Origin of the sequence: Streptomyces sp. NRRL S-495 (assembly GCF_000966955.1) — a bacterium.
GTDB lineage: Bacteria > Actinomycetota > Actinomycetes > Streptomycetales > Streptomycetaceae > Kitasatospora > Kitasatospora purpeofusca.
Genome location: NZ_JZWY01000017.1, coordinates 50198 through 74612, shown reverse-complemented (window position 1 = coordinate 74612; position 24415 = coordinate 50198). Strand labels below are relative to the sequence as shown.

The 24415-nt window shown below is 73.6% G+C and carries 21 protein-coding genes; 11 read left to right on the top strand and 10 right to left on the bottom strand.

The window, feature by feature from the left end; genetic code table 11:
* Positions 1 to 115: 115 nt before the first annotated feature.
* The 5 genes from VR45_RS01600 (at position 116) to VR45_RS01580 (ending at position 5411) form a co-directional block, all read left to right on the top strand.
* Positions 116 to 1297, top strand: coding sequence for a histidine kinase (locus tag VR45_RS01600; RefSeq protein ID WP_045937828.1), 1182 nt, complete (start codon positions 116 to 118; stop codon positions 1295 to 1297).
* On the top strand, positions 1294 to 1974 hold the full coding sequence (locus tag VR45_RS01595; protein WP_286163033.1) for a response regulator transcription factor: 681 nt from the start codon (positions 1294 to 1296) through the stop codon (positions 1972 to 1974). Before VR45_RS01600 ends, VR45_RS01595 begins: the two co-directional genes overlap by 4 nt.
* Before the next feature lie 181 nt (positions 1975 to 2155).
* Positions 2156 to 2770 carry a hypothetical protein gene (locus VR45_RS01590; RefSeq protein ID WP_078896132.1) on the top strand — a complete coding sequence of 205 codons (615 nt, stop codon included), beginning with the start codon at positions 2156 to 2158 and terminating at the stop codon, positions 2768 to 2770.
* 119 nt (positions 2771 to 2889) lie between these two features.
* Positions 2890 to 4203, top strand: coding sequence for a DUF2786 domain-containing protein (locus tag VR45_RS01585; RefSeq protein ID WP_353612653.1), 1314 nt, complete (start codon positions 2890 to 2892; stop codon positions 4201 to 4203).
* 101 nt (positions 4204 to 4304) lie between these two features.
* On the top strand, positions 4305 to 5411 hold the full coding sequence (locus VR45_RS01580; protein ID WP_045937827.1) for an ADP-ribosylglycohydrolase family protein: 1107 nt from the start codon (positions 4305 to 4307) through the stop codon (positions 5409 to 5411).
* A 31-nt stretch (positions 5412 to 5442) separates the two neighbouring features.
* Here the strand turns inward: VR45_RS01580 and VR45_RS01575 are convergent, their stop codons facing one another.
* The 10 genes from VR45_RS01575 to VR45_RS01530 all read right to left on the bottom strand — a co-directional run bounded on the left by VR45_RS01575 (position 5443) and on the right by VR45_RS01530 (position 16718).
* Positions 5443 to 6750 (bottom strand): serpin family protein, encoded by a 1308-nt coding sequence (locus tag VR45_RS01575; RefSeq protein WP_052708768.1) that lies wholly within the window; start codon positions 6748 to 6750, stop codon positions 5443 to 5445.
* 203 nt (positions 6751 to 6953) lie between these two features.
* Positions 6954 to 8168 (bottom strand): cytochrome P450, encoded by a 1215-nt coding sequence (locus VR45_RS01570; RefSeq protein WP_045937826.1) that lies wholly within the window; start codon positions 8166 to 8168, stop codon positions 6954 to 6956.
* Positions 8169 to 8257: 89 nt separating this feature from the next.
* On the bottom strand, positions 8258 to 9244 hold the full coding sequence (locus VR45_RS01565; protein ID WP_045937825.1) for a hypothetical protein: 987 nt from the start codon (positions 9242 to 9244) through the stop codon (positions 8258 to 8260).
* Positions 9241 to 10551, bottom strand: a complete 1311-nt coding sequence (locus VR45_RS41960) for a protein phosphatase 2C domain-containing protein (RefSeq protein ID WP_052708766.1) — start codon at positions 10549 to 10551, stop codon at positions 9241 to 9243. Before VR45_RS41960 ends, VR45_RS01565 begins: the two co-directional genes overlap by 4 nt.
* A gap of 13 nt (positions 10552 to 10564) precedes the next feature.
* Entirely contained in the window at positions 10565 to 11227 is a 663-nt protein-coding gene (locus tag VR45_RS01555) for a VWA domain-containing protein (RefSeq protein WP_045937824.1), read from the bottom strand.
* A gap of 50 nt (positions 11228 to 11277) precedes the next feature.
* A complete protein-coding gene (locus VR45_RS01550) occupies positions 11278 to 11796 on the bottom strand; it encodes a hypothetical protein (RefSeq protein WP_045937823.1) in 519 nt (172 codons plus the stop codon).
* Positions 11793 to 13190 carry a hypothetical protein gene (locus tag VR45_RS01545; protein ID WP_052708764.1) on the bottom strand — a complete coding sequence of 466 codons (1398 nt, stop codon included), beginning with the start codon at positions 13188 to 13190 and terminating at the stop codon, positions 11793 to 11795. The genes VR45_RS01550 and VR45_RS01545 overlap by 4 nt, the downstream gene beginning before the upstream one ends.
* Before the next feature lie 210 nt (positions 13191 to 13400).
* On the bottom strand, positions 13401 to 14141 hold the full coding sequence (locus tag VR45_RS01540) for a Sir2 family NAD-dependent protein deacetylase (protein WP_045937822.1): 741 nt from the start codon (positions 14139 to 14141) through the stop codon (positions 13401 to 13403).
* Positions 14142 to 14217: 76 nt separating this feature from the next.
* Positions 14218 to 15900, bottom strand: coding sequence for a hypothetical protein (locus VR45_RS01535; RefSeq protein ID WP_045937821.1), 1683 nt, complete (start codon positions 15898 to 15900; stop codon positions 14218 to 14220).
* Positions 15897 to 16718 (bottom strand): ABC transporter ATP-binding protein, encoded by an 822-nt coding sequence (locus VR45_RS01530; RefSeq protein ID WP_199925882.1) that lies wholly within the window; start codon positions 16716 to 16718, stop codon positions 15897 to 15899. The genes VR45_RS01535 and VR45_RS01530 overlap by 4 nt, the downstream gene beginning before the upstream one ends.
* A gap of 290 nt (positions 16719 to 17008) precedes the next feature.
* On the opposite strand from VR45_RS01530, the gene VR45_RS01525 reads away from it, so the two are divergent.
* The 6 genes from VR45_RS01525 to tuf all read left to right on the top strand — a co-directional run bounded on the left by VR45_RS01525 (position 17009) and on the right by tuf (position 24277).
* Positions 17009 to 17632, top strand: a complete 624-nt coding sequence (locus VR45_RS01525) for a DUF1707 and DUF4190 domain-containing protein (RefSeq protein WP_353612652.1) — start codon at positions 17009 to 17011, stop codon at positions 17630 to 17632.
* Positions 17633 to 17918: 286 nt separating this feature from the next.
* Complete coding sequence (locus VR45_RS01520) at positions 17919 to 19517, top strand: DUF2142 domain-containing protein (RefSeq protein WP_045937820.1); 1599 nt, start codon at positions 17919 to 17921, stop codon at positions 19515 to 19517.
* A 381-nt stretch (positions 19518 to 19898) separates the two neighbouring features.
* A complete protein-coding gene (gene rpsL / locus VR45_RS01515) occupies positions 19899 to 20270 on the top strand; it encodes a 30S ribosomal protein S12 (protein ID WP_014144289.1) in 372 nt (123 codons plus the stop codon).
* Between the two features lie 2 nt (positions 20271 to 20272).
* Positions 20273 to 20743: a 30S ribosomal protein S7 gene (rpsG, locus tag VR45_RS01510; RefSeq protein WP_030393278.1), complete on the top strand. Its 471-nt coding sequence runs from the start codon at positions 20273 to 20275 to the stop codon at positions 20741 to 20743.
* A gap of 39 nt (positions 20744 to 20782) precedes the next feature.
* Positions 20783 to 22888 carry an elongation factor G gene (gene fusA, locus VR45_RS01505; RefSeq protein WP_045937819.1) on the top strand — a complete coding sequence of 702 codons (2106 nt, stop codon included), beginning with the start codon at positions 20783 to 20785 and terminating at the stop codon, positions 22886 to 22888.
* A gap of 195 nt (positions 22889 to 23083) precedes the next feature.
* On the top strand, positions 23084 to 24277 hold the full coding sequence (tuf, locus tag VR45_RS01500) for an elongation factor Tu (RefSeq protein ID WP_045937818.1): 1194 nt from the start codon (positions 23084 to 23086) through the stop codon (positions 24275 to 24277).
* Positions 24278 to 24415: the final 138 nt, after the last annotated feature.

Sequence of the window (24415 nt, the reverse complement as noted above, 5' to 3'; positions counted from 1 at the left end):
GACGGGAGTCGGGGAGGGGGCCACGGAGGGGGCCGCGGAGGGACTGCCCACCGCGCTGCCGGTCGGGCATGATCTTCTGGGCGGGGACGGGTTCCCCGCGTACGGGGGAGAGGCTGTGACGGAACGAGTGGGGCGATGGCGCGCCCGGGTGACCGGGGTCGACCCGTACGTCGTCGACGGCCTGCTGGCGGTGGGCTCGGCGGCGATCTCGCTCTGGTCGGTGTACCACGACGACACCGCCTGGGACTGGTGGATCTACCTGCTGGCGTTCGGGACGGCCCTGCCGCTGCCCTGGCGGCGGCGGGCGCCGGTCACCGTGCTGGCGCTCAGCGGCGGGCTGTCGGCGGTGCTCTCGGTGCTCGCCCACTCGGCGATGCCGCAACTGCCGCTGTACGCGGTGATCGCGCTCTACACGGTGGCCGACCGGGCCGGGGAGCGGCAGCGCTGGACGGTGCTGGCGGTGACCGTGGTCGCCAATGTGGTGGGCACCCGCTCGCCGAACGGCGCGCTGTTCTCGCTGCTGACCTCGGTCGGGGCGTTCGTCTTCGGCTGCCTGGTGCGGGAGCTGCGCCGGCTGGCGGCGGTGGAGTCGGAGCGGGCCCGGGAGGCCGGCCGGCGGGCGGCCAGTGACGCCGCCCGCGCGGTGGCCGAGGAACGCGCCCGGATCGCGCGGGAGATGCACGACATCCTGGCGCACGCCGTCTCGCTGATGGTGATCCAGGCGGAGGCGGGGCCGCTGGTGGTCCGCGGCGACCCGGAGCGGGCGATCAAGGTCTTCGACACCATCGCCGACTCCGGGCGGGACGCCATGGTCCAGCTGCGGCGGGTCCTGGGGGTGCTGAAGGAGGACGGCGCGGTGCCGGAGCTGGCCCCGCAGCCCCGGCTGGCCGAACTGCCCGCGCTGGCCGAGCGGGTGCGCCGCACCGGGGTGCGGGTCGAGCTGGAGGTCGACGATCCGGCCGGACCGCTGCCCGCCGACGTCGAGGCGGCCGGCTACCGGATCGTGCAGGAGGCGCTGACCAACACGGTCAAGCACGCGGACGCCGGCCGGATCGAGATCCGGGTGGTCCGGGAGGGGACGGAACTGGTGGTGCTGGTGTCCGACGACGGGCGCGGGGTGCGGCTGCGGCCGGACCGCACGGCGGGCGGCCTCTCCGGCGGCCGGGGGCTGGTCGGCATCCGGGAGCGGGCGGCGGCCTGCGGCGGCCGGGCGGAGGCCGGTCCCGGGCCGGAGGGCCGGGGGTTCCTGGTGAGCGCCCGGCTGCCGCTGGGCCGGGAGGAGGGGGTGGGGGCGTGAAGCCGATCAGGGTGGTCGTCGCGGACGACCAGGAGCTGGTGCGGGCCGGGTTCGGGATGATCCTGGACGCGCAGCCGGACATCGAGGTGGTCGCCGAGGCGGCGGACGGGGCCGAGGCGGTCGAGGCGGTCCGCGCGCACGCCCCGGACGTACTGCTGCTGGACGTCCGGATGCCGGTCATGGACGGTCTGGAGGCGGCCCGCCGGGTGTGCGCCGAGTACCCGGAGACCAAGGTGATCATGCTGACCACCTTCGACATCGACGACTACGTCTTCGACGCGTTGTACGCGGGGGCCAGCGGCTTCCTGCTCAAGGACGTCCGCCGCGACGACCTGGCGCACGGCGTCCGGATGGTGGCCTCCGGGGACGCGCTGCTGGCGCCCTCGGTGACCCGCCGGCTGATCGGCGAGTTCGCCGCCCGGCGTCCCGGCTCCGGCGAGCGCCCGGCGCGGCCGCCGTCCCGGCTGCTGGAGCAGCTGACCGCGCGCGAGCGGGAGACGCTGGTGCTGCTCGCCCGGGGGCTGTCCAATGCCGAGATCGCCGCCGAGCTGGTGGTGAGCGAGCACACGGTGAAGACCCATGTCAGCAATGTGCTGGCCAAGCTGGGGCTGCGGGACCGGGTGCACGCGGTGGTGTTCGCCTACGAGGCGGGCGCGGTGGTGGCCGGCGAGGGCTGAGCACGGGGGCGGCGGGCGGCGGGGAGCCGGGTGCGGGGTGTCCTCCCTCGCGCGGGGGAGCCGCCGGGTTCGCCGGTGCGGGCGATCCGCGACGAGGGCCCCGGCGGACAGGATCCGTGGTGCCGGCCGTCGCCGGAGCCGCCGGCCGGGCCGGTGGACCCCACCTCGTCAGGAGTGCCCCGTGAACACCGTGCCGCCCGCCCGCCTCACCACCGTCGCCGTTGTCGCCGCCCCCGTGCTGGCGGGGCTGTACGGCGGCATCCGGCTGCTGGACGGATCGCGCGACCCCGGCCCCGGCTGGCTGGTCGGCCACAGCCTGCTGCTGCTGGCCCTGCTGCTGTTCGCCCCGCTGCTGGTGGCGCTGGAGCGGGCCCCCGGCCCGCGCCGGACGCCCGGGGCCAGGGTGGCCGGCCGGGTGGCGCTGGGTGCTGCGTTCACCGGGCTCGCCGCCTCGCTGGGGCAGATCGGGATCGACCTGTACGTCGGCGCGGTGGCGGTGGACAAGGCGGACCAGCACCGCCTGTTCGAGGCGGTGCAGAGCCGGCCGGGCGTCGAGCCGGTCTTCTACTCGGTGCTCCCGCTGCTGTTCCACCTGGGGCTGCTGGCGCTGCTGGTGGGCGCCTCGGTCGGGGCCGGGCGGGTGCTGCGGTGGTGGAGTCCGGTGCTGGTGGCCGTCGGGACCGTGCTGACGGCGGCGGACCTGGCGTTCCTGCCGCTCGCGGCGGTCTGCCAGCTGGTGGCGCTGGCTCCGCTGGCCGGGTTCGGGCCGGGGGTCCGCCGGCCGGTCGCGGCCTGAGCGGTCCGAGCGGCGGCGCCCCGGGGCACAGGTGCCCGGGCCGGAGAGCCGACGTCCGGCGGGGCGGTCCGGCATCATGGGCGGGAGATGCACGGGACCGTTCGTGGGACGAGGTAGGCGTGGGCAGGCGTGGACAGAGTGGCAACGGCGGGGGCGGGGACGTCGGGGTGCTGCTGGACACGGCGGTGCGCGGGGTGGTGACGGCCCCCGAGGAGGGGCTGGACCTCGCGCTGGACACCGGCGCCTCACTGCTGGCGGCCTCCGCCGGGTTGTGGCCGGCGGTGAGCCGGGCGGCGCTGGGCCACGCCGACACGGCGGTCGGCCGGTGCTGGTCGGCCGGCTGGCGCCCGGCGGACCTGGTGCGGGTGGTGCGGCGCGAACTGAAGCCGGTGCACCTGGCGCTCGCCGTGGACCTCATCGCCGCCGAGGGGCGGCGCCACCCGGCCGCCGCGCTCGACCGCCGCTGGCACGAGCAGCTGCGGGAGCTGGAGGCGGAGGTCTGGTGGCCCTCCGACGAGGCGTACCTGTCCGGCTTCGCCCAGCGGCACCGGCTGGACCGCTTCGCGCTGGCCACCGTACTGCTGGAGTTGCTGCGCAGCTGGGGCCGGCTGCCGCCGATCGCCCCGGTCGGCCCCGCCCCGGGGCGCTCGGCGCACACGGCGCCGGCTGCGCAGCAGCGGCCGCGCGGCCCGGTGGCGGGCGAGCCCCGGATGCTGTCGCGGATCCGCGCACTGCTGGCGAAGGCCGAGTCCACCGACTTCCCCGAGGAGGCCGAGGCGCTGACCGCCAAGGCCCAGCAGCTGATGGCCCAGCACAGCATCGACGAGGCGCTGCTCGCCGTCGAGGGTGCCGACCCGCACGCCCCGGGCGCGCTGCGGATCGGGGTGGACAACCCGTACGAGGGCCCCAAGACGATGCTGCTGGACGCCGTGGCGGCGGCCAACCGCTGCCGAGTGGTGTGGGCGAAGGAGTTCGGCTTCTGCACCGTGATCGGCTTCGACGCCGACCTCGACGGCGTCGAGCTGCTGTACACCTCGCTGCTGGTGCAGGCCACCCACGCGATGCAGCAGGCCGGGGCCCGGCAGCACCTGGACGGGGCCTCCCGGACCAAGGCCTTCCGGCAGTCCTTCCTGGTCGCGTACGCGGCGCGGATCCGCGAGCGGCTGACCGAGGCGACCGAGCGGACGACCAGTGACGCGGCGGCCGGCCGGCACCTGCGCGAGGACGGCACGGCGGAGCAGCTGGTCCCGGACGAGCGGCTGCTGCCGGCCCTGAAGGCGCGCACCGAGGCGGTGGACCACGAGGTCGGCCGGATGTTCCCCAAGCTGGTGTCGCAGCGGGTGCGGGTGAGCGACGGCGAGGGCTGGGCGGCGGGCCGGGCGGCGGCGGACCGGGCGTCCCTGCGCGGCCGTTCGGGCGAGATCCGCGGCTGACCCCGCGGCCGACCCCGGGGCGGTTCGCCCGGCGGGGAGCCTCGGCCGGGACCGGGGCGCCTGGTACAACAGGGCACGGGGACCGACGAGGGGCGGGCAGTGTGAAGACGACTACGGAGACCGGCTACCGGGACCGGGTGCGCGGCGCCCTGCTCGGCGGGGCGGTCGGCGACGCGCTGGGCTGGCCGGTGGAGTTCCAGCGGCTGGACCAGATCCGGGAGCGCTTCGGACCGGACGGGGTGACCGGCCTGCCGGGCGGCGGGCTGGTCGCCGAGGTCACCGACGACACCCAGATGACGCTCTTCACCGCCGAGGGCCTGATCCGCGGCTTCGTCCGGGGCTGGTCCGGCGGCGGTGGTTCGGTGCCGGAGGCGGTGCACGGCGCGTACCGGCGGTGGCTGCTCACCCAGCAGCAGGGCGCACCCGACCGGGAGCCGCTGCCCCACCCGTACGACGGCTGGCTGCTGCGCGAGCCGTTCCTGTACGCGCGGCGGGCGCCCGGCAACGCCTGCCTGACCGGGGTGCAGTACCACCCGGTGTTCGAGGCGCCGGTGGCGCTGGGCCAGCCGGGACCGATCAACGCGCACTCCAAGGGCTGCGGCACGGTGATGCGCTCGGCCCCGTTCGGTCTCGGGCGGCTGGGGGTGGAGCAGGCGTTCGGGCTGGCCGCGCAGTGCGCGCAGCTGACCCACGGGCACCCGACCGGCTACCTCGCGGCGGGCGCCTTCGCGGCGCTGGTGGAGCGGCTGGCGGCCGGGACGGAGCCCTGGGCGGCGGTCGGCGAGACGGTGGAGCAGACCCGGGAGTGGCCGGCCTCGAAGGAGACCGTGCAGGCGCTGGCCCGGGCGGTGCGGGTGGCCCAGGAGTCCGGGCCGTCGGCGGAGGCGGTGGAGCGGGTCGGCCTCGGCTGGATCGCCGAGGAGTGCCTGGCGATCGCGGTGTACTGCCTGCTGGCGGGGGCCGAGGGCGCCGAGCCGGCCCGGGCGGCGCTGCTGCTGTCGGTGAACCACTCCGGGGACAGCGACTCGACCGGCGCGGTCTGCGGCAATCTGGTCGGCGCCGCGTACGGCGCCTCGGGGCTGCCGGCCGACTGGACCGAGGCGGTGGAGGGCCGGGAGACGCTGCTGCGGACGGCGGACGACCTGCTGGTGCTGTTCGGCAGCCGGGAGCCGGGCCATCCGGCGCTCGGGGACCGCTACCCGGTCTGACCGCCCGTCCGCCGGTCCGCCCGCCCGTCCGCTATGCCGCGGGGTCGGTGACCTGGCCGAGGAAGAGCGGCAGCCCGGTCGCGGTGTCCCGGACCAGGAACAGGAACGGCCGGTCGATGTGCAGCCGGGCCGGGTCCCGCGGCGCCGGCGCGCCCACCGCATCCACCCCGACGCCGCTGCCGGCCGCCGCGACCGTGCCCTGCTCGTCGACCTGGACGGTGGCCTTCTGCACCACCGGGCCGATCCGGAGTCGCTCGGCGGCGCTAGGCCCCGGGATGCCGGAGAGGTCGGCGTCCTCGAACGCGGCGGTGACGCCGAGGGCCTTCAGTACGGGCGAGAGCTCGCCCCCGCTGTCGAAGCGGAACTTCGGCAGGGTGAGGTCGACCGTCCGCTCGGCGAGCGCGCCCAGCACGAGATCCAGCTGCGCCTGGTCCAGCCCTTGGCGGAACGCCGTGAAGCCGCCCTGCGCGGGCACGATCAGGTCCATCGCCAGGGTGCTTCCCGTGTAGGGGAGTTCGACGGCCTGCCAGGGCTCGCCGAGGATGCCGCCGGAGCCCTCGGCGTAGCGCAGCGACTCGTTGCCGGCCATGGTCGGCACCAGCGCCTCGGAGCCGTCGAGGCGGTGGAACGGCAGGCCGGTGGTCCGCCCGGCCTTGAACGGGCGGGCCCAGTCGGCCTTGAGGTACAGCGCGTCGGTGAGCGCGAGCCGGGTGTCCGGATTGATCTGCCCCTCGGCGAAGAGGTCCTTGATCCGGCCCTCGGTGGCCTTCTCGACGACGCCGTTGACGGCCTTCCTGGCCCCCTCCGGGTCCTTGCGGAAGTCGGTGGTGCGCACACCGGTGCCGAAGCCGGCGGCCAGCACCCCGAGGTAGTGCGGGTCGAGCGGGAAGTCGCGCTGGGCCCAGAGGTCGTCGGAGCGCCGCAGGACGGCCCCGCCCTTTCCGCCCGGTGCGGCGGCGCGGTTCAGGGCGCCGGTGGCGAGCGCGTACTGCTCGGGGGAGAGCCCGGTGTGCAGGGCCTTGGCCAACTGCTCGGCGGTGGCGCCCCGGGCCCCGGGCAGCACCATCGCGAGGACGGTCGCCAGGCCGGACGGCGACAGCACCAGATTGCGGCCGGCCGCGCCGGGATCCGCGGTGAGGGTGTGCAGCAGGTCGAGCCCGAACGCGGCGGTCGCCGTCGCGGTGGCGGCGACCGCCGCCGGGTCCGCGGGTGGCAGCGAGGCGGGTTCGGCCCGGACCACCCCGGTCCCGCCGCCGGTGGAGCCGCAGGCGGTGAGCAGGGCCGCGCAGCAGAGCAGGAGCACCGCCGGGCGGCGGGTGCGGACGGTCGTGGCGGACATGGCTGACCTCGCCCCTGGGTTCCGGCACGGGCCGGTGCCCGCGCCTCGGTGCCGGTTCGACGCGGCCCACCCGGACCCGGTTCCCGCCGGGAGGGCCGCAACGCAATGATCGTTCGCCGTCGCGCGAACAGTGGGACGACTGGACCGACCGGGGGGCTCGATGAGCGGGGGTCGGTCCCGGAGTGCGCCGAGCTCCTCTTCCGTCACACCTCGACCAGCAGTTCCTCCAGCCCGCGGATCACGTAGCCCGGGCGCCACTCGGGCTCGCGGACCAGGCGCAGGTCCGGGGCGCGGCGGAGCAGGGTGCCGTAGGACTCGGTGAGCTCCAGTCTGGCAAGGGGGGCGCCGAGACAGAAGTGGATTCCGGCGCCGAAGGTGATGTGCGGGTTGTCGGTGCGGCCGAGGTCGAGGCGGTCGGGGGCGGCGAAGCGCTCGGGGTCGCGGTTGGCGGAGCCGAAGAGCAGGGCGATCTCGGCGCCGCGGGGGACGGTCACGCCGCCGATCTCGATGTCCTCCAGCACCCAGCGCTCGAACATCTGCAGCGGGGTGTCCCAGCGCATCAGCTCCTCGACGGCGGTGGGCAGCAGCCCGTCCACGTCGGCGCGCAGTCGGGCGAGTTCGGCGGGGTTGCGGAACAGCGCCCACCAGCCGTTGCCGGTGGTGTTGACGGTGGCCTCGTGGCCGGCGTTGAGCAGCAGGACGCAGGTGGAGACCATCTCCTGCTCGCTGAGCGCGTCGGAGCCCTCCTGGGCCTGGATCAGCGCGCTGATCAGGTCGGTGCCGGGGGCGGTGCGGCGGTCGCGGATCAGGGCGCGGAGGTAGTCGGAGAACTCGGTGCTCGCGGTGACGGCCCGGCGGGCGGTCTCCTCGGTCGGGTTGAGTTCGAACATCCCGGTGATGTCGGCGGACCAGGGGCGCAGCAGGTGCCGGTCGGACTCCGGGACGCCGAGCATCTCCGCGATCACCGCGACCGGCAGCGGCTCGGCGACGGCGGCGATCAGGTCGCCGCCGCCGGCTGCGAGCAGGTCGTCGACGAGTTCGCCGGCCAGGCGTCGCACGGTCGGGCGCAGGCCCTCGACCATGCGCGGGGTGAAGGCCTTGGAGACCAGGCGGCGGATCCGGGTGTGGTCCGGGGCCTCCAGGTCGAGCAGGCCGTTGTCGTTGAGGGTGTGGAACGGCTCGTGCGCCGGGTCGGGTTCGGGCCGGCCGAACTCCTGGTGGCTGAACCGGTGGGTGTAGGTGCGGCCGAGGCGGCGGTCCCGCAGCAGTGCGCCGACGTCGGCGTAGCGCGGGACCAGCCACTGGTCGGTGGCTTCGAAGTACGTCGCCGGACCCTGGGCGCGCAGTTCGGCGTACGCGTCGTAGGGGTGGGCCACGAACGCCGCGGACCAGGGGTCGAACTTCACCGTCGTCGTCATCGGTCGATCACTCCAGGCCGTGAGGGGGAGCCGGAAGGATCATCGTACGCACGCGCTCCGTCCGGCCCCCAGGGGCGGAGGACCTGCCGTCAGTCCGGCCGCCGCAGCCGGATGCTGCCCCGGGGCGCCCGGCCGTCGAACAGCCGCTCGTCGACCGGCCGGGACGGGCGCGGCACCGGCGTACCGGCCGGGGCGAGCGGGATGCTGCCCCGGCCGCCGAGCGCCAGCAGCCAGGCGGTCGGGTCCGGCCGGCTCCCGTACGGTCCGCCGGCCTGTTCCCAGGCCCGGCGGGCCAGGCCCAGCTGTCGTTCCGTCAGCACCCCGGGCAGCGGCTCGAACGGCGCTCCCGGCGCCAGGTACGGGTCCTGGGCCAGGATTCGGCCGATCAGCAGGGCCGCCTTGTAGCGGTCGCTGTCCACCGAGGCGGCGCTGCCGTGCGGGGAGAGCGGGTCGGACCAGTTGGGGGTGTCGGCCTGCTCCAGCACCGGCGCCGCCCCGACCCGGCGGATGCCGTCGCAGTCCAGCAGGTGCACCGCCGGTCCGGGCCGCACCGACCAGAGCACATTGGCGTGCGAGAGGTCGCCGATCACCAGCCCCAGGCGGTGCAGCCGGTCGATCAGCCCCAGCAGTTCCAGCACCAGGGCGAGCCGCTGTTCCGGGTCCGGGCGGACGACGCCCTGGGTGGCGGGCTTCTCCGGGTAGAGCAGGTACTGCGCCTCGGTGAGCCTGGACCCGCCGGAGGCCGTCCGCCAGGTCATCGAGGCGGGTGCCTCGCGCATCAGGAAGCCGACGCAGCGCGGGCCGTCGACCACCCGGCAGAGCGGCCAGGCGGTCCGCGCGTCCAGTCGGTCCCGGTCGTCCGGGGGCAGGCCGAGCCGCAGCGCGACCAGCTCGGCCAGGGCCGGGCCGTGCACCCGCTCGGGCTCCAGGTAGCGCTTGAACAGCACGCTCGGGACGCCGTCCAGCCGCCGCACCAGGCCCTGGCCGCCCCGGCCGGCCTCGGGGCCGGCGGGCAGCAGGGCGAGTCCGAGGTCCGCGCCGCCGGCCAGCGCGCCGGCGATGTCCGGGGCGGTCATGCCGGCGCCTCCCAGAGGCAGACGACCGAGCGGTCGTCGTCGTAGCTGCGCACCCGGACCTGGGCCTGCCAGAGGAACTCGGCCAGGCCGGGCACCTCGCGGCCCCAGCGCCCGCCGAGGAACTCCCGCAGTTCGGGCTCCTTGACCAGGGGGAGGGCCAGCCCGTCGGTGCAGAGCACCAGCACGTCACCGGGGCGGGTGTCGGTGATCAGCGCGGTCCGGACGAGCTCGTACGCCTCCGGCAGGCAGTCCGTCCGGGTGCTGATCAGGGTGCCGTCGCCGTCGCCGCCGTCCCCGTCGGCGTCCAGGTTCTCCCAGCCGCCCTCGCGCAGGCGCAGCAGTCCGCCGTCGCCGACCGCGAGGAAGCCCCGGGTCGGGACCTCCGGGTCGGCCGGTACCAGCAGCGCCCGGAGGGTGGTCGACCAGGTCTTCGGCGGATGTCCGAACCGTTCGGCCTCCTGCGCGAGTTCCTCGGCCGCGGCGGCGACGAGCCGGCTCGCCAGGGCGGTGAAGTCCGCCGCGGCGCCGGTCCGCAGCAGGTCCAGCAGGGTGTCCGCCCGCGGCAGGACCTGCTTGGCCAGCAGCCGGACGATGCCGTTGGAGCCGTGGTGGGAGTGCGGCTGGGAGCCGACGCCGTCGGCGACCGCGACCAGCAGCAGTCCGCCGGCCCGGACGACCAGGGCGGCGTCCTGCCGGCACTCGGCCGCGTAGCGGTGCGAGTCGCCGCGGACGGAGGCGGCCCGGACGGTGACCCGGCCGAACCGGCCGCCGTCCACGACGGTGTCGGGCAGCAGGACGCCGTAGAGGTCGCCGCCGCGGACGGTGGGGATGTCGGTCGGTTCGGCGGGATAGGCGGGAGCCTTGCGGCCGACGTGGGCGAGCGGTCCCGGGGTGCGGAACGAGGGCGGCCGTACGACCGGGTCGGCGCCGGTGGGCGCGCTCCCGGTGGGCGCGGCCGTCCCGGCCTGGGGTGCGGACGGAGGCGCGGCCGGGGGTGCGGCGGCGGCCGGTTCGACCGGGCCGCCGAGCGGCGACACCGGGTCCGCCCAGGGCCCGCGGACCGCGGCCGGGCCTTGGCCGATCGGCCGCGGCAGGAAGTCCTCGGGCGTCACCCGCCCGGGGGTGACGACGGGCCCCACGACGGCGTCGGTGGGCGCGGGCGCGGGCGTGGGGCCCGGCGGCTTGAGGTCCCAGTCCTCGTAGACCGAGGCGGCGACCTCGATCGGGTCGTCCTTGCGGGTCGGCGCGTGTTCCGGCCCGGGCTCGGGCACCTGGCCGCCCGGCGCCGGACTCTCGTGCGGATTCATCCGGCGGCCCGGCTCAGAGCTTGTCGAGCGAGACGGCGGTGAAGCCGGACACCTGGTCGTCGACCTGGAGGCTCATCCCGGTACCGGCGGCGGTCGCCCCGCTCACCGAACGCACGATCGACCGGGTCAGGCTGGCCGCGAACTCCCGCAGCGCGGGCGCCACATCGGCGTTCCCGTCCGCCTGCATGAAGGCCTTGAAGGTCGCGACCTGCGCGATCACCGCCCGGTCGGCGCTCTCGGTGATGCCGAAGGCGATGATGTGCGGCCGGAACGCGGCGGCGAGCAGGTCCTGGTAGGGCTGCTCCCAGTCGGTGTCGGTCGGCTCGCCGTCGGAGAGGAAGAAGACCACTGGACGGTAGACGTCGTGGCCCTCCGCCTTCAGCTCCTTCACGTCCCGCTCGATCGCCCGGCGGAGCAGGTCGAAGGCTCTGCCGTAGGACGTCAGGCCGGAGGCCTCCAGGGCCGGCAGCTCCTCGAGGTCGCTCAGGTCGACCAGCGGCTGGAGTTCATGGGCGTCGGTGGAGAAGCCGATCAGCCCGAACCGGGTCTTGTCGGCGACGGTCGGGTTGGTGCTGATCTCCTGGTGGAGCTCGAACAGCGCCTTGTTGAGGGTGTCGATGTACAGGGCCATGGACGAGGACTCGTCGCAGACGGCGTAGAACGGGAGGATCTGCACTGCACTTCTCCTTCGAACGGCAGGGCGTCGGCGGTCGGCCGCTGTGGCGGTCAGCCGGTGTAGAAGTAGATCTCCAGCGAGGCGTGCCGGGGGTTGTCCGCGAGCGAGATGAAGTCCCGGGCGGTGGTGCCCCGGAACATCTCCGGACGGGCTTGCGCCAGCAGGCCGTTGACGGTGTGGGCGTAGGCCTGGCCGGCGCCCGGGTCGCGGTTGCTGCCGAAGGTGAGGACCACGGCGGCCTGCCGTCCGGCGTACGGCTCGGTGGCGGTGCGGATCTGCGCGGCCAGGCCCGTCGTGTCCGCGGCGTCCCCGGTCACGTCGACGGTGACCGGGTCGTGCTCGACCCCGCGCGGCCCGGTCGGGGTGGGGGCGGGGAGCGGCGCGGCGCTCGCGGTGGCGCTCGCGCTCGGGGTGGCGGTGGGCGTCCCGGCGGCCCGTTCGGCGGCCACCGGGTCGCCCTGGTCGCCCATCGCGACCAGGGCGAGCACCAGCAGCATGTCGGCGAACAGCCAGCCGACCAGGTGGGTGCCGCGGAGGCCGGGCCGTGCGGTCCGGAACCGGCCCCTCATCGGCCCTGCCCGTGCACCGGCACCTCGTCCAGCTCCAGCAGCGTCCGGTCGTCCAGGTCGCCGGCCGTACTGCCGCCCGTACCGCCGGCGGCGGCGGTGCCCCGGGAGCGGGCGGCGCCCTCGTCGGGTCCTGGGCCGGCGGAGGTCTTCACCATCACGATCCCCGGGGACCCGTCGCTCCGCCGGTCGGCCGCCGCGTCCAGCCGGGCCGCCGCCGCGGTCGCCGCCGAGGCCGCGGCGGCGACCCGGTCCGCCATCGCCACGACCTCCCGGGCCAGGCCGTCGAGCCGCTCCAGCACCTGCCCGCCGACGTCCGCGACGGTCTCCGCGCCGGTGGTGAAGCCGCGCTGGGCGACCGCGAGGTCCCGCACCGCGTCCTCCACCCGCTCCCCGGCGTCCACGAGTCCGGTGCCGACCCGGTCGGTGGCCTGCCGGACCAGGTCGACCGCGTCGGCGGCCTGCCTGCCGCTCCGGTGGACCAGGCTGTCGGTGGCCGCCGCGCCGTCCCGGACGGTCTCGGCGAGCCGGTCCCCGCTGTCCTTCACCGCCCGGCCGACGCCGTCGACGGCCCGGCCGATGCCGTCGACCGCCTTCTCCACGCCGTCGACGGCCCGGCGCAGCGGGTCCACCGTCTCGCCCGCCTCGGCCAGCCGCTGCTCGGCCCCGGCGACCGAGCGTTCGACGGCCAGTGCCGCCGTGCTCAGCTCGCGCTGGGTGTCGGCGGCCTGCCGGGCGAGCCGTTCCAGGGTCTCCGCCGCGCCGGTGAGCTCGGCCGCGAAGCGCTGCGGCGTCGAACGGCGGCGCTCGTTCAGCACCAGCTGGGCCCGGGTGAGCAGCGGGGCCAGCTCCGCCAGCAGGTCCTCCGCCTCGGCCTCGGCCGCCGCCTCGCGGCGCTCGGTGCCCGCCCGGCGCAGGCCGTGCGCGACGGACAGGGCCAGCAGCAGCGCGATGAACAGGGTCGCGGACCGCGCGATGTCGCCGAAGCCGGCCCAGCCGGGCAGGCGGCCCTCGAAGCCGGTCTGCCAGAGCTGGAGGAAGGGCCGCGCGGCCTGCCGGGGGTCCGCGCCGATCAGTGCCCGGTAGGCACTGCTGGCCTGCATCAGCCCGCCCCAGGTGACCAGCAGCGGGACGAACACCAGCCCGCCGAGCGCCACTTCGGCCCAGGACCAGAACCTCGGCGCGGGCCGGGGCCGGACCGCGGCCCGTACGCTCTCCGGCCGGACGAAGCTGTGCACCAGGTCGAGTTCGGTCCAGCGGTCCAGGTCGCCGGCCCCGGAGAGCGCCAGACCCAGTTCGCGGAGCTCCTCCCGACGGTGCGCCAGTCCGGGGCGGTCGGCCAGCGCCCGCAGTTCGCCCCCGAGCGCGGTGCGGTCCAGCAGCTGGCCTGGGGTCATGAGGGCTCCTTCGTACGCGCCGCCGCGGAGCGGGCACGCCCGTGCCCCGGTGCGGCGCGCGGGCGTGCCCCGCCCGCGCGGCCTCCCCCCGTGGCCGGAAACCGACCACGCCGCTCCGCGCGGCAGCGTAGCGCAGAACAGGCCACCGGGACTTGGCAGTTCGGAAAGGTCGCGACCCTTTCCGCGCCCGCGCCCGGCGTGCGCGGGCGGTCAGCCGAGGCGGGCTGTCAGCCGTTCCACGAGGGCCGGCAGGGCGGTCGAGATCGGCTCCCGGACGACCTCCTCGGCGGCCTCGTCGAGCGGCGTCGGCTCGCCGTTCACCACGATCAGCCGGGCACCGGCCCGCACCGCGTCGTACGGCAGCGCGGCCACCGGGTAGACCTTCAGGCTGGTGCCGACGGCGATGAACAGCTCGCAGGCCGTGCTGATCGCCTCCGCCTGCCGGAGCACCTCGGTGTCCAGCTGCTCGCCGAACATCACGGTGCGCGGGCGCAGGATCCCGCCGCAGGCCCGGCAGGCCGGATCCGGCTCGCCCGCCGCGACCCGCTCCAGGGCCTCTTCCATCGGCCCGGTCGCGCGGCAGTCCACGCACTGCACTTCCCTTGCGGTGCCGTGGAGTTCGAGCACCTTGCGCGGGGTCTGCCCGGCCCGCTGGTGCAGTCCGTCGACGTTCTGGGTGAGGACCCGCAGCGGCAGCCCGGACCGCTCCAGCGCCACCAGCGCCCGGTGCCCGGCGTTCGGCTCGGCGGCGAGCGCGCCGGTCGCGGCCCGCATCCGCCACGCCTCGCGGCGGACCTCCGGATCGGACAGGTACGGGCCGACGGTGACCAGCCGCTGCGCGCCCGGGTCGCGCTGCCACAGGCCGTTCGGGCCGCGGTAGTCGGGGATGCCGGAGTCGGTGGAGATCCCGGCGCCGGTGAGTACGGCGATCAGCGGGCGCTTGGCGTTCATGGCCGGGACGCTACGGTCCCCGCCGACCGCCCGCCACCGAAAATCCGCCCGGGGCGGGGGTGCCGGGCGCCGGGGGTCAGCGTTCGACGGCCTTGGCGAGGATCTCCGGGAGGCGCTCCAGCAGCCGCCCGGCGGCGAGGCGCAGCCCGAGGGCGGCGACGGCGGCGCCGTAGAGGGGGCCGGCGAGCAGCAGCGGCCAGGTGGCGGCGCCGGTGGCGAGGGCCCAGACCAGGTAGCCGACGACCGGGGCGGCGACGAGGGCGCTGCCGAACATCGAGCCGAAGCTGTTCAGCATCACCAGCCCGCCCTGGCCCGGGGCGGCGTTGCGCATCGGGTTGTTGTCGGCGGGCATGGTGTACGGCGCGAGCACGCTGAGCACGGCGCCGATCGCGAGGCCGCTGCCGAGCAGGGCGAACGCGACGCCGACGGCGGCCGGCAGCCCGGACCAGTCGCCGGTGGCGGCGGCCAGCACCAGGGCGAGCACCAGGGTGACCGGGACGGCGTAGGAGAGGACGGCGTACGCCCGCCCGCGCAGCTCGTCCCGGGCGTCCGCCGGGGTGAGCAGGGTGGCCGCGACCATCCAGAACGCGGAGCCGTCCATGCCGAACAGGTTGAGCATCTGCAGCCCGAGGAACATCCCGGTCATCGCCACCAGGTAGACCGTCGACCAGCCCTGGACGATCGACAGCACGCAGATCACCAGCGTCATCCCGATGCTGGTGAAGACGGCGGCCTTGGCCCGCGGCTCGCGCCAGGCGTAGCGCAGGTGGCGCTGCATCACCGCGCCGGTCCGGCCCTCCGGCAGGAAGCGCGGGCCGCGCCGCGCCCGCTGCACGCCGCGGACGACCTCCACCGTCGAGGCGTCCGCGGTGACCATCAGCTGCTGCAGGCTGGCGCGCCACCACCGCAGCAGCAGGAGGAGCAGCGCGGCGGTCGCGGCGAGCTGGAGCAGTGCGAGCGGCCACCGGCCCTCGCCCGCGGTGCGGGTCGCGTCGACGGCGCTCACCGGCGGGATCCAGCGCAGCACGGCGGCGAAGGGGGCCAGCGGGCCGAGGTCGGCGCCGTTCTCGCCGGCCTTGCCGAAGACGCTCTGCGAGCCGAGGTTGGCGAGCTGCGCCAGCAGCGCGAAGAGCAGGCCGCCGAAGACGGCGAAGTCCTTGCCGCGCCGGCTGGACAGCAGCCGGGCGTTGCCGGCGGCGACCGCGCGGGAGAGCGTCACCACGGTGAGCACCGCGAGCGGCACCCCGACCGCGCCGGCCACCGCCGAGGCGGCGCCGTGCGCGCCGGACAGCGCGGCGCCGGTGAGCAGCACCAGGCTGATCAGCGGTCCGGGGCCGAGCAGCGCGGCCAGCACCGAGCCGCGCAGCAGCGGTCCGGGCCGCAGCGGCAGCATGGTGAGCCGGGTGGGATCGGCGCTCTCGTCGCTGGCGAAGAGGAACAGCGGGATCGCGGCCCAGCCGAGGGTGAGCGCGCCGGCCAGGACGACGCCCGCGTCACCGGCGGCGCCGTGCTCGACGTGGTCGTGGAGGATCGTCAGCAGCAGGGCGATGCCGGTCGCGAACAGCAGGCCGACGGCGGCGCCGAGCACGTAGAGGGCGGCGCGGCCGCGGCTGCGGCGCAGTCCGTTGCGCAGCAGCCGGAGCTTGAGCGAGACCAGGGTGCGGACGACCGTCCGGTCGTCCGGGATCCCGGCCGTCGGGAGCGGGGCGGCAGCCGGGAGCGGCGCCGGGGCCGGGAGCGGGGCGGGGGAGGAGCTCACCGCTCGCCCCCGCCGAGCCAGTCGAGCGAGCGGCCGTCGTCCTCGCGGACGCCGATCAGGTCCAGGAACGCCTCGTGCAGGCTGCGCCCGCCGCGGACGGCGTCGAGCGGGCCCTGGGCGATGACCCGGCCGGCGCTGATGACGGCGACCCAGTCGCAGAGCTGCTCGACCAGCTCCATCACATGGCTGGAGAAGACGACGGTGGAGCCGGCCGCCGCGTACCGCTTGAGCACACCGCGGATGGTCTGGGCGGAGACCGGGTCGACGCCCTCGAACGGCTCGTCGAGGAAGAGCACGTCCGGGTTGTGCAGCAGGGCGGCGGCGAGGCCGATCTTCTTGCGCATGCCGGTGGAGTAGTCGGCGACCAGCTTGTCGGCGTGGTCGGCGAGGTCGAGGACGGCGAGCAGCTCCTCGGCGCGGCGGTCGACCTCGGCGCCCGGCAGTCCGCGCAGCCGGCCGTTGTACTGGAGCAGCTCGCGGCCGCTGAGCCGCTCGAACATGCGCAGGCCCTCGGGCAGGATGCCGATCCGGGCCTTGGCGGTGACCGGGTCGGCCCAGACGTCGGCGCCGTGGATGAGCACGGTCCCCTGGTCGGGCCGGAGCAGGCCGGTGACCATCGACAGCGTGGTGGTCTTGCCGGCGCCGTTCGGGCCGACCAGTCCGATGAACGCCCCGGTCGGCAGCTCCAGGCCGAGCCCGGCGACGGCGGCCTGGCTCCCGAAGTGCTTCCACAGGCCCCGGATGGACACGGCGGAGGGCACGGCCGGGGGCACGGGGGTGGTCGGGTCGGGGGACGGCGGCGGCGCCGAGGCCTGCATGGCGGCTCTCTCTGCTGGTGGTCGGAGCGGTCGGGCCGATGGTCGTTCCATGATCGAAACGGGCCCGACGACAGCCTGCCACCGCCCGGCCCGGCCTGTCTCCTGTGGCGATGCCCCAGGTGTGTCGGGACCAAACGGGTGAACGGTGCGGCGCGGGAGGACGGGCGGAACCGGAGGTGTACCGGATCGGGAGAATCGGCAACTACTCGGAGCCCCCGTTCGTCCTGCACTATGAGAGTCCGACGTACGGGGGGACTCCGTGGTCGCGCGGGGGTAACGGGAGGTGGCGGATGGCCGTTCAGCCGTGGGGTGAGCAGGAGTTCGGGGCGGCCCGGCCGCCGGTTCCGGGCCCGCCCCCGATGCCGTACCCCGCGATGCCGCCGGCCGCCGTGCCCCAGGCCGCGATGCCGCAGGTCGCGATGCCTCAGTCGGCGATGCGGGCGGCGACCGCGGACCGCGAGCGCACGGTGGACGTGCTGAAGGCCGCGTTCGCCGAGGGCCGGCTCAGCGCCGCCGAGTACGGCGAGCGCTTCGAGGCGGCCAGCACCGCGCAGACCTACGGCCAGCTCGCCCGGCTCGTCGCCGACCTGCCGGCCGGGCCGATGGTCGCCCCGCAGATGACGGTGGCGCAGGCCGGACCGGTCCTGGTCCCGGTGCCGCCGACCTTCCTGGCCCCGCCGCCGCAGCGGCGGACCAACGCCGTGGCGGTCACCTCGCTGGTCCTCGGCCTGCTCTGCGTGCCGACCGGCGGCCTGCTGGGGGTGCCGGCCGTGATCACCGGTCACATCGGACGCCGGCAGGTGGCCGAGCGGAACGAGGACGGCGACGGGATGGCCGTCACCGGGATCGTCTTCGGCTGGCTGTCGATCGCCTTCTGGGCGACGATCATGATGACGGTGGCCGTCTTCGGCTGACGGGGCCGGCCCGGGGGTGCCGCGACGGACCGGGCGACCCCTCCGGCCAGGTGTGACGGGTAGGTGAAGGTCCGGGTGAACCGCCGTGGGGACCAAGCCTTAGGATGCCGGGAAGGCTGCCCCGGACCTCGTGCCCGGGGCGGTTCCATGAGACGCGATCTCATTCCCGCCGGTACCTGCTCGAAGGACCTCGACGGGCGGTGACAGTGCCGCCAGGGAGAAAGTCCGGTGACGGGCTCGATGCTGACACGAAGAGACGGCAGTGACTCCTAATCCCAACCGACCGATGACGAAGACCTTCAAGCGGATAGCCGACCGCCTGGTGAACTCCCCGCGACGGCTGTGGGGGATCTCGTTCCTCCTGTTCGTCCTCCTCGGTTCGGCCTGGTCGGTGTCCACCCCGATGGGCGGCTCGCCGGACGAGTACGCGCACCTGGTGCGGGCCGCCGCGGTCGCCCGCGGGCAGCTCAACGGCACCGAGGTGATGGTCAAGCACCAGGTCGCCGGCATGGACGGCCAGTTCGCCGAGACCGGCGTCCAGCTGCCCGAGTGGTACCGCGAGCTGTCCACCCGTCACACCTGCTACGCCTTCCAGCAGTGGCAGTCGGCCGACTGCGCCCCGGCGCTGGGCACCTCGGAGAAGATCGTCGAGGTGACCACCGCGGCCGGTCGCTACAACCCGCTGTACTACACCCTGGTCGGCTGGCCGAGCCGGATCGTCTCCGGCGAACCCGGGCTGTACCTGATGCGACTGGCCTCCGCGGTGTTCTGCGCCGCGCTGCTGGCCAGCGCCGTGGTCGCGGCCGCCGAGTGGCGCCGGCGGGGGATCGTGATCGCGGGGCTGCTCGCCGCCCTGACGCCGACGACCCTCTACATGGGCGGGGTGGTGAACCCCAGCGGTCCCGAGATCGCCGCCGGCGTCCTGGTCTGGAGCGCCGCGCTGCCGATGTTCATGGCGCCCGACCGCGTCCTGCTGAACCGCCGGCTGCTGAGGCTGGGGGTCGGCGGCCTGGTGCTGATCAACATCCGCCCGCTGGGCCTGGTCTGGTTCGCCGGCGCGGTCGCCTGCGCACTGCTGCTGACCCAGCGCTCCGCCATCCGCATGGTGGTGCGGACGAGGGCGACCTGGGTGTGCGCGGCGGCCCTCGCGGCGAGCACCGGCGTCGCCATGGCCTGGTCGATGGCGCACCCGGACAACTCGGTGATCGAGATCCCGGACTGGTTCACCCCGCTGAATGCCGCGCGGCTGACCTTCGACCACTCGCTGATCTTCATCCACCAGATGATCGGCGACTTCGGCTGGCTGGACACCCCGGCCCCGGCGATCACCTGGCTGCTCTGGCCGGCCGCGATCATCCTGCTGATCCTGCTGGCGCTCTGCTTCGGCCGTCCGCGCCAGGCCCTCGTGGTGATCGCCGTCATGGTCGCGCTGATCGCGGTGCCGGTGGCCGCCCAGTCGATCCAGGCGAGCAAGCTCGGCATGGTCTGGCAGGGCCGCTACCTGCTGCCCTTCATGGTCGGCCTGCCGATGACGGCGGCGGCCGTGGCAGCCCTGCGGGTGCCCTCCGGCGGGCTGCCGTGGCGGCGGCTGATCGGCTGGATGGCGCTGACGCTGACCGTGGCGAACGTCTCGGCCTTCCTCTGGACGCTGCGCCGCAACGCCGTCGGCACCGGCGGCTCGTTCTTCATCCACCCCGCGCACTGGTCGCCGCCGGGCACCTGGCTGCTCTGGCTGCTGGTCTACGGCATCGGCGCGACCGGCCTGGCCGTGATCGCCCTGGCCGGCGACCGGGCGCCGACCCCGCCGGCGACCCCGCGGCCCCCGGCGGACGGGGAGCGGTCGGTGCGTCCGGTGGGTCACCGCCCGATGACTCCGGTCGGCTGAGCGCGGGACGAGTTGCGCGGCACGCCGTGAGGGAGTGTGCTATAAGCATCGGCCGTGGTGTCGGGGACCCCGGCGCCACGGCCATGACCTGCGATGTTCCATTTGTTTTGACCGAGCCCGATGCGCTAGGTACGCTCTGACCTTGTGCCTGGGGTGTCCCCGGGTCCTTGTGCGTGCATGCACACCGGTCGCCGCGCCGAGCCGGAGCGCCTTTTACGGCGCGCCGCGCGTAGAGCGCCGTCGCTGTACATCAGCCCATGGGATTCCGTGCCGGAAAAAACCCAACACACCCGACCGCGTGGGTCGAACCACGGGGCCGTGTGCGAGGGAACACCGCAGGTTAGTTCCACCAAGCCTTGGCACACAGAAAACGGAGAAACGGTGCCTACGATCCAGCAGCTGGTCCGAAAGGGCCGGCAGGACAAGGTCGAGAAGAACAAGACTCCCGCGCTGAAGGGTTCCCCGCAGCGCCGTGGGGTCTGCACGCGTGTGTACACGACCACCCCGAAGAAGCCGAACTCGGCCCTTCGTAAGGTCGCCCGTGTGCGCCTCACCAGCGGGATCGAGGTCACCGCTTACATCCCGGGCGAGGGCCACAACCTGCAGGAGCACTCCATCGTGCTGGTGCGCGGTGGTCGTGTGAAGGACCTTCCTGGTGTCCGCTACAAGATCATCCGCGGTTCGCTCGACACCCAGGGTGTCAAGAACCGCAAGCAGGCTCGCAGCCGCTACGGCGCCAAGAAGGAGAAGTAAGAATGCCTCGTAAGGGCCCCGCCCCGAAGCGCCCGGTCATCATCGACCCGGTCTACGGCTCCCCGGTCGTCACCCAGCTGGTCAACAAGATCCTGCTGCACGGCAAGCGCTCCACCGCCGAGCGGATCGTCTACGGCGCCCTCGAGGGCGTCCGTGAGAAGAGCGGCGCCGACCCGGTCGTCACGCTGAAGCGTGCGCTGGAGAACGTCAAGCCCGCCCTCGAGGTCAAGTCCCGCCGTGTCGGTGGCGCGACCTACCAGGTTCCGGTCGAGGTCCGCCCGGGCCGCGCCAGCACCCTGGCGCTGCGCTGGATGGTCGGCTACTCGCGCGCCCGTCGCGAGAAGACCATGACCGAGCGCCTGATGAACGAGATCCTCGACGCCAGCAACGGCCTGGGCGCTTCCGTGAAGCGTCGCGAGGACACCCACAAGATGGCCGAGTCCAACAAGGCCTTCGCGCACTACCGCTGGTAGTCCGTACCCCGTCACTAGACAGAGAGAGAACGAGCCACCATGGCTGCAACCTCCCTTGACCTCGCCAAGGTCCGCAACATCGGGATCATGGCGCACATCGACGCGGGCAAGACCACCACCACCGAGCGGATCCTGTTCTACACCGGCGTGTCGTACAAGATCGGTGAGGTCCACGATGGCGCTGCCACCATGGACTGGATGGAGCAGGAGCAGGAGCGCGGCATCACGATCACGTCGGCCGCGACGACCTGTCACTGGACCGTCGACGATGCCGACCACACCATCAACATCATCGACACCCCGGGTCACGTCGACTTCACCGTCGAGGTGGAGCGTTCGCTCCGCGTCCTCGACGGTGCCGTGACGGTGTTCGACGGTGTCGCCGGTGTCGAGCCCCAGTCCGAGACCGTGTGGCGGCAGGCTGACCGCTACGGCGTCCCGCGCATCTGCTTCATCAACAAGCTGGACCGCACGGGCGCCAACTTCTTCTTCTGCGTCAAGACCATCGTGGACCGCCTCGGCGCGACCCCGCTGGTCATGCAGCTGCCGATCGGTGCCGAGTCGGACTTCCAGGGCGTTGTCGACCTGGTCCGCATGAAGGCGCTGGTCTGGTCCGCCGAGGCGGCCAAGGGCGAGATGTACGACATCGTCGACATCCCGGCCGAGCTGCAGGAGCAGGCGGACGAGTACCGCGAGCAGCTGATCGACACCGTCTCGAACGTCAGCGACGAGATCATGGAGCTCGCCCTCGAGGGCGAGGACATCCCGGTCGAGCTGCTGCAGGACGCGATCCGCAAGGGCACCCTGAACTCGGACTTCACCCCGATCTTCTGTGGTACCGCGTTCAAGAACAAGGGCGTTCAGCCCCTGCTCGACGCCGTCGTCAAGTACCTGCCGTCCCCGCTGGACATCGAGTCCATCGAGGGCACCAAGCCGGGCGACGACACCGTCAAGATCTCCCGCAAGGCCTCGGACGACGAGCCGCTCGCCGCGCTCGCGTTCAAGATCATGTCGGACCCGCACCTCGGCAAGCTCACCTTCGTCCGGGTCTACTCGGGCCGCCTGGAGTCCGGCACCTCGGTGCTGAACGCCGTCAAGGGCAAGAAGGAGCGCATCGGCAAGATCTACCGCATGCACGCGAACAAGCGTGAGGAGATCGACTCGGTGGGCGCCGGCGACATCATCGCCGTCATGGGCCTGAAGCAGACCACCACCGGTGAGACGCTGTCCGACGAGAAGAACCCGGTCATCCTGGAGTCCATGGACTTCCCGGCCCCGGTCATCCGCGTCGCGATCGAGCCCAAGTCCAAGGGTGACCAGGAGAAGCTGGGTGTTGCCATCCAGCGTCTCGCCGAGGAGGACCCGTCCTTCCAGGTCAACACGGACGAGGAGACCGGCCAGACCATCATCGCGGGTATGGGCGAGCTGCACCTCGAGGTGCTCGTCGACCGTATGCGCCGTGAGTTCAAGGTCGAGGCCAACGTCGGCAAGCCGCAGGTCGCGTACCGCGAGACGATCCGTCAGGCCGTCGAGCGCATCGACTACACCCACAAGAAGCAGACCGGTGGCTCCGGTCAGTTCGCCAAGGTGCAGATCGCGATCGAGCCGCTCGAGCAGGCCGAGGGCTACGAGTTCGTCAACCTGGTCACCGGTGGCCGCGTGCCGCGGGAGTACATCCCGTCGGTCGACGCCGGCTGCCAGGAGGCCATGGAGTTCGGTATCCTCGCCGGCTACCCGCTCCAGGGCGTTCGCGTGAAGCTGCTCGACGGTGCGGCGCACGACGTCGACTCGTCCGAGCTCGCGTTCAAGATCGCCGGCTCGATGGCCTTCAAGGAAGGCGCCCGGAAGGCCAAGCCGGTCCTCCTGGAGCCGATGATGGCCGTCGAGGTCACCACGCCCGAGGACTACATGGGCGACGTGATCGGCGACATCAACTCTCGCCGTGGCCAGATCCGGTCCATGGATGAGCGTCACGGTGCCCGCGTCGTCACGGCGCTGGTGCCCCTCTCCGAGATGTTCGGCTACGTCGGTGACCTGCGCAGCAAGACCTCTGGTCGCGCGAGCTACTCGATGCAGTTCGACTCGTACGCCGAGGTTCCGAGGAACGTCGCGGACGACATCATCGCGAAGGCCAAGGGCGAGTAACGTCCCGACTTTCGGGACAACAGCCACCCCTTAGGCTATTGGGAGGCAACCCGGGAGGATCCGGTCGGATCCTCCCGGGGCCTCCGGCCCCCCACCCAGTGGGACGGCACGGGGTGTCCTCCGGACAGCCCACACAAAACATCAAAGACCAACTGACGTCACCACGGCGTACAGAACTGTCCTCAGGAGGACTCAGTGGCGAAGGCGAAGTTCGAGCGGACGAAGCCCCACGTCAACATCGGCACCATCGGTCACATCGACCACGGTAAGACCACGCTGACCGCGGCCATTACCAAGGTGCTGCACGACGCGTACCCGGACATCAACCCCTTCACGCCGTTCGACCAGATCGACAAGGCGCCGGAGGAGCGGCAGCGCGGTATCACCATCTCCATCGCGCACGTCGAGTACCAGACCGAGGCGCGTCACTACGCCCACGTCGACTGCCCGGGTCACGCGGACTACATCAAGAACATGATCACCGGTGCCGCCCAGATGGACGGCGCCATCCTGGTGGTCGCCGCCACCGACGGCCCGATGCCGCAGACCAAGGAGCACGTCCTCCTGGCCCGCCAGGTCGGCGTCCCCTACATCGTTGTCGCCCTGAACAAGGCCGACATGGTGGACGACGAGGAGATCCTGGAGCTCGTCGAGCTCGAGGTCCGCGAGCTGCTCTCCGAGTACGAGTTCCCGGGCGACGACCTGCCGGTCGTCCGCGTCTCCGCGCTGAAGGCCCTCGAGGGCGACGCCGAGTGGGGCGAGAAGCTCCTCGGCCTGATGCACGCCGTCGACGAGAACATCCCCACCCCGGCCCGCGCCGTGGACCAGCCGTTCCTGATGCCGATCGAGGACGTCTTCACGATCACCGGTCGTGGCACCGTCGTCACCGGTCGTATCGAGCGTGGCATCCTCAAGGTCAACGAGACCGTCGACATCATCGGCATCAAGACCGAGAAGACCACCACCACGGTCACCGGCATCGAGATGTTCCGCAAGCTGCTCGACGAGGGCCAGGCCGGTGAGAACGTCGGTCTGCTGCTCCGCGGCATCAAGCGCGAGGACGTCGAGCGCGGCCAGGTCATCATCAAGCCGGGTTCGGTCACGCCGCACACCGACTTCGAGGCCCAGTCCTACATCCTGTCGAAGGACGAGGGTGGCCGTCACACCCCGTTCTTCAACAACTACCGCCCGCAGTTCTACTTCCGTACCACGGACGTGACCGGCGTCGTGACCCTCCCCGAGGGCACCGAGATGGTCATGCCGGGCGACAACACCGGCATGACGGTCGCGCTGATCCAGCCGATCGCCATGGAGGAGGGCCTGAAGTTCGCCATCCGTGAGGGTGGCCGGACCGTCGGCGCCGGCCAGGTCACCAAGATCATCAAGTAATTGATGCTCTGACCTGTCGACCCCGGTCGAGGAGGGCTTGACGAGGACCCCTGGGTCCTCGTCAAGCCCTCTGTCATTGGCAAAACATTTGGTCAACTAGGATCGCTCCGTACCGGCGGGACATCGGCCGTACGGACT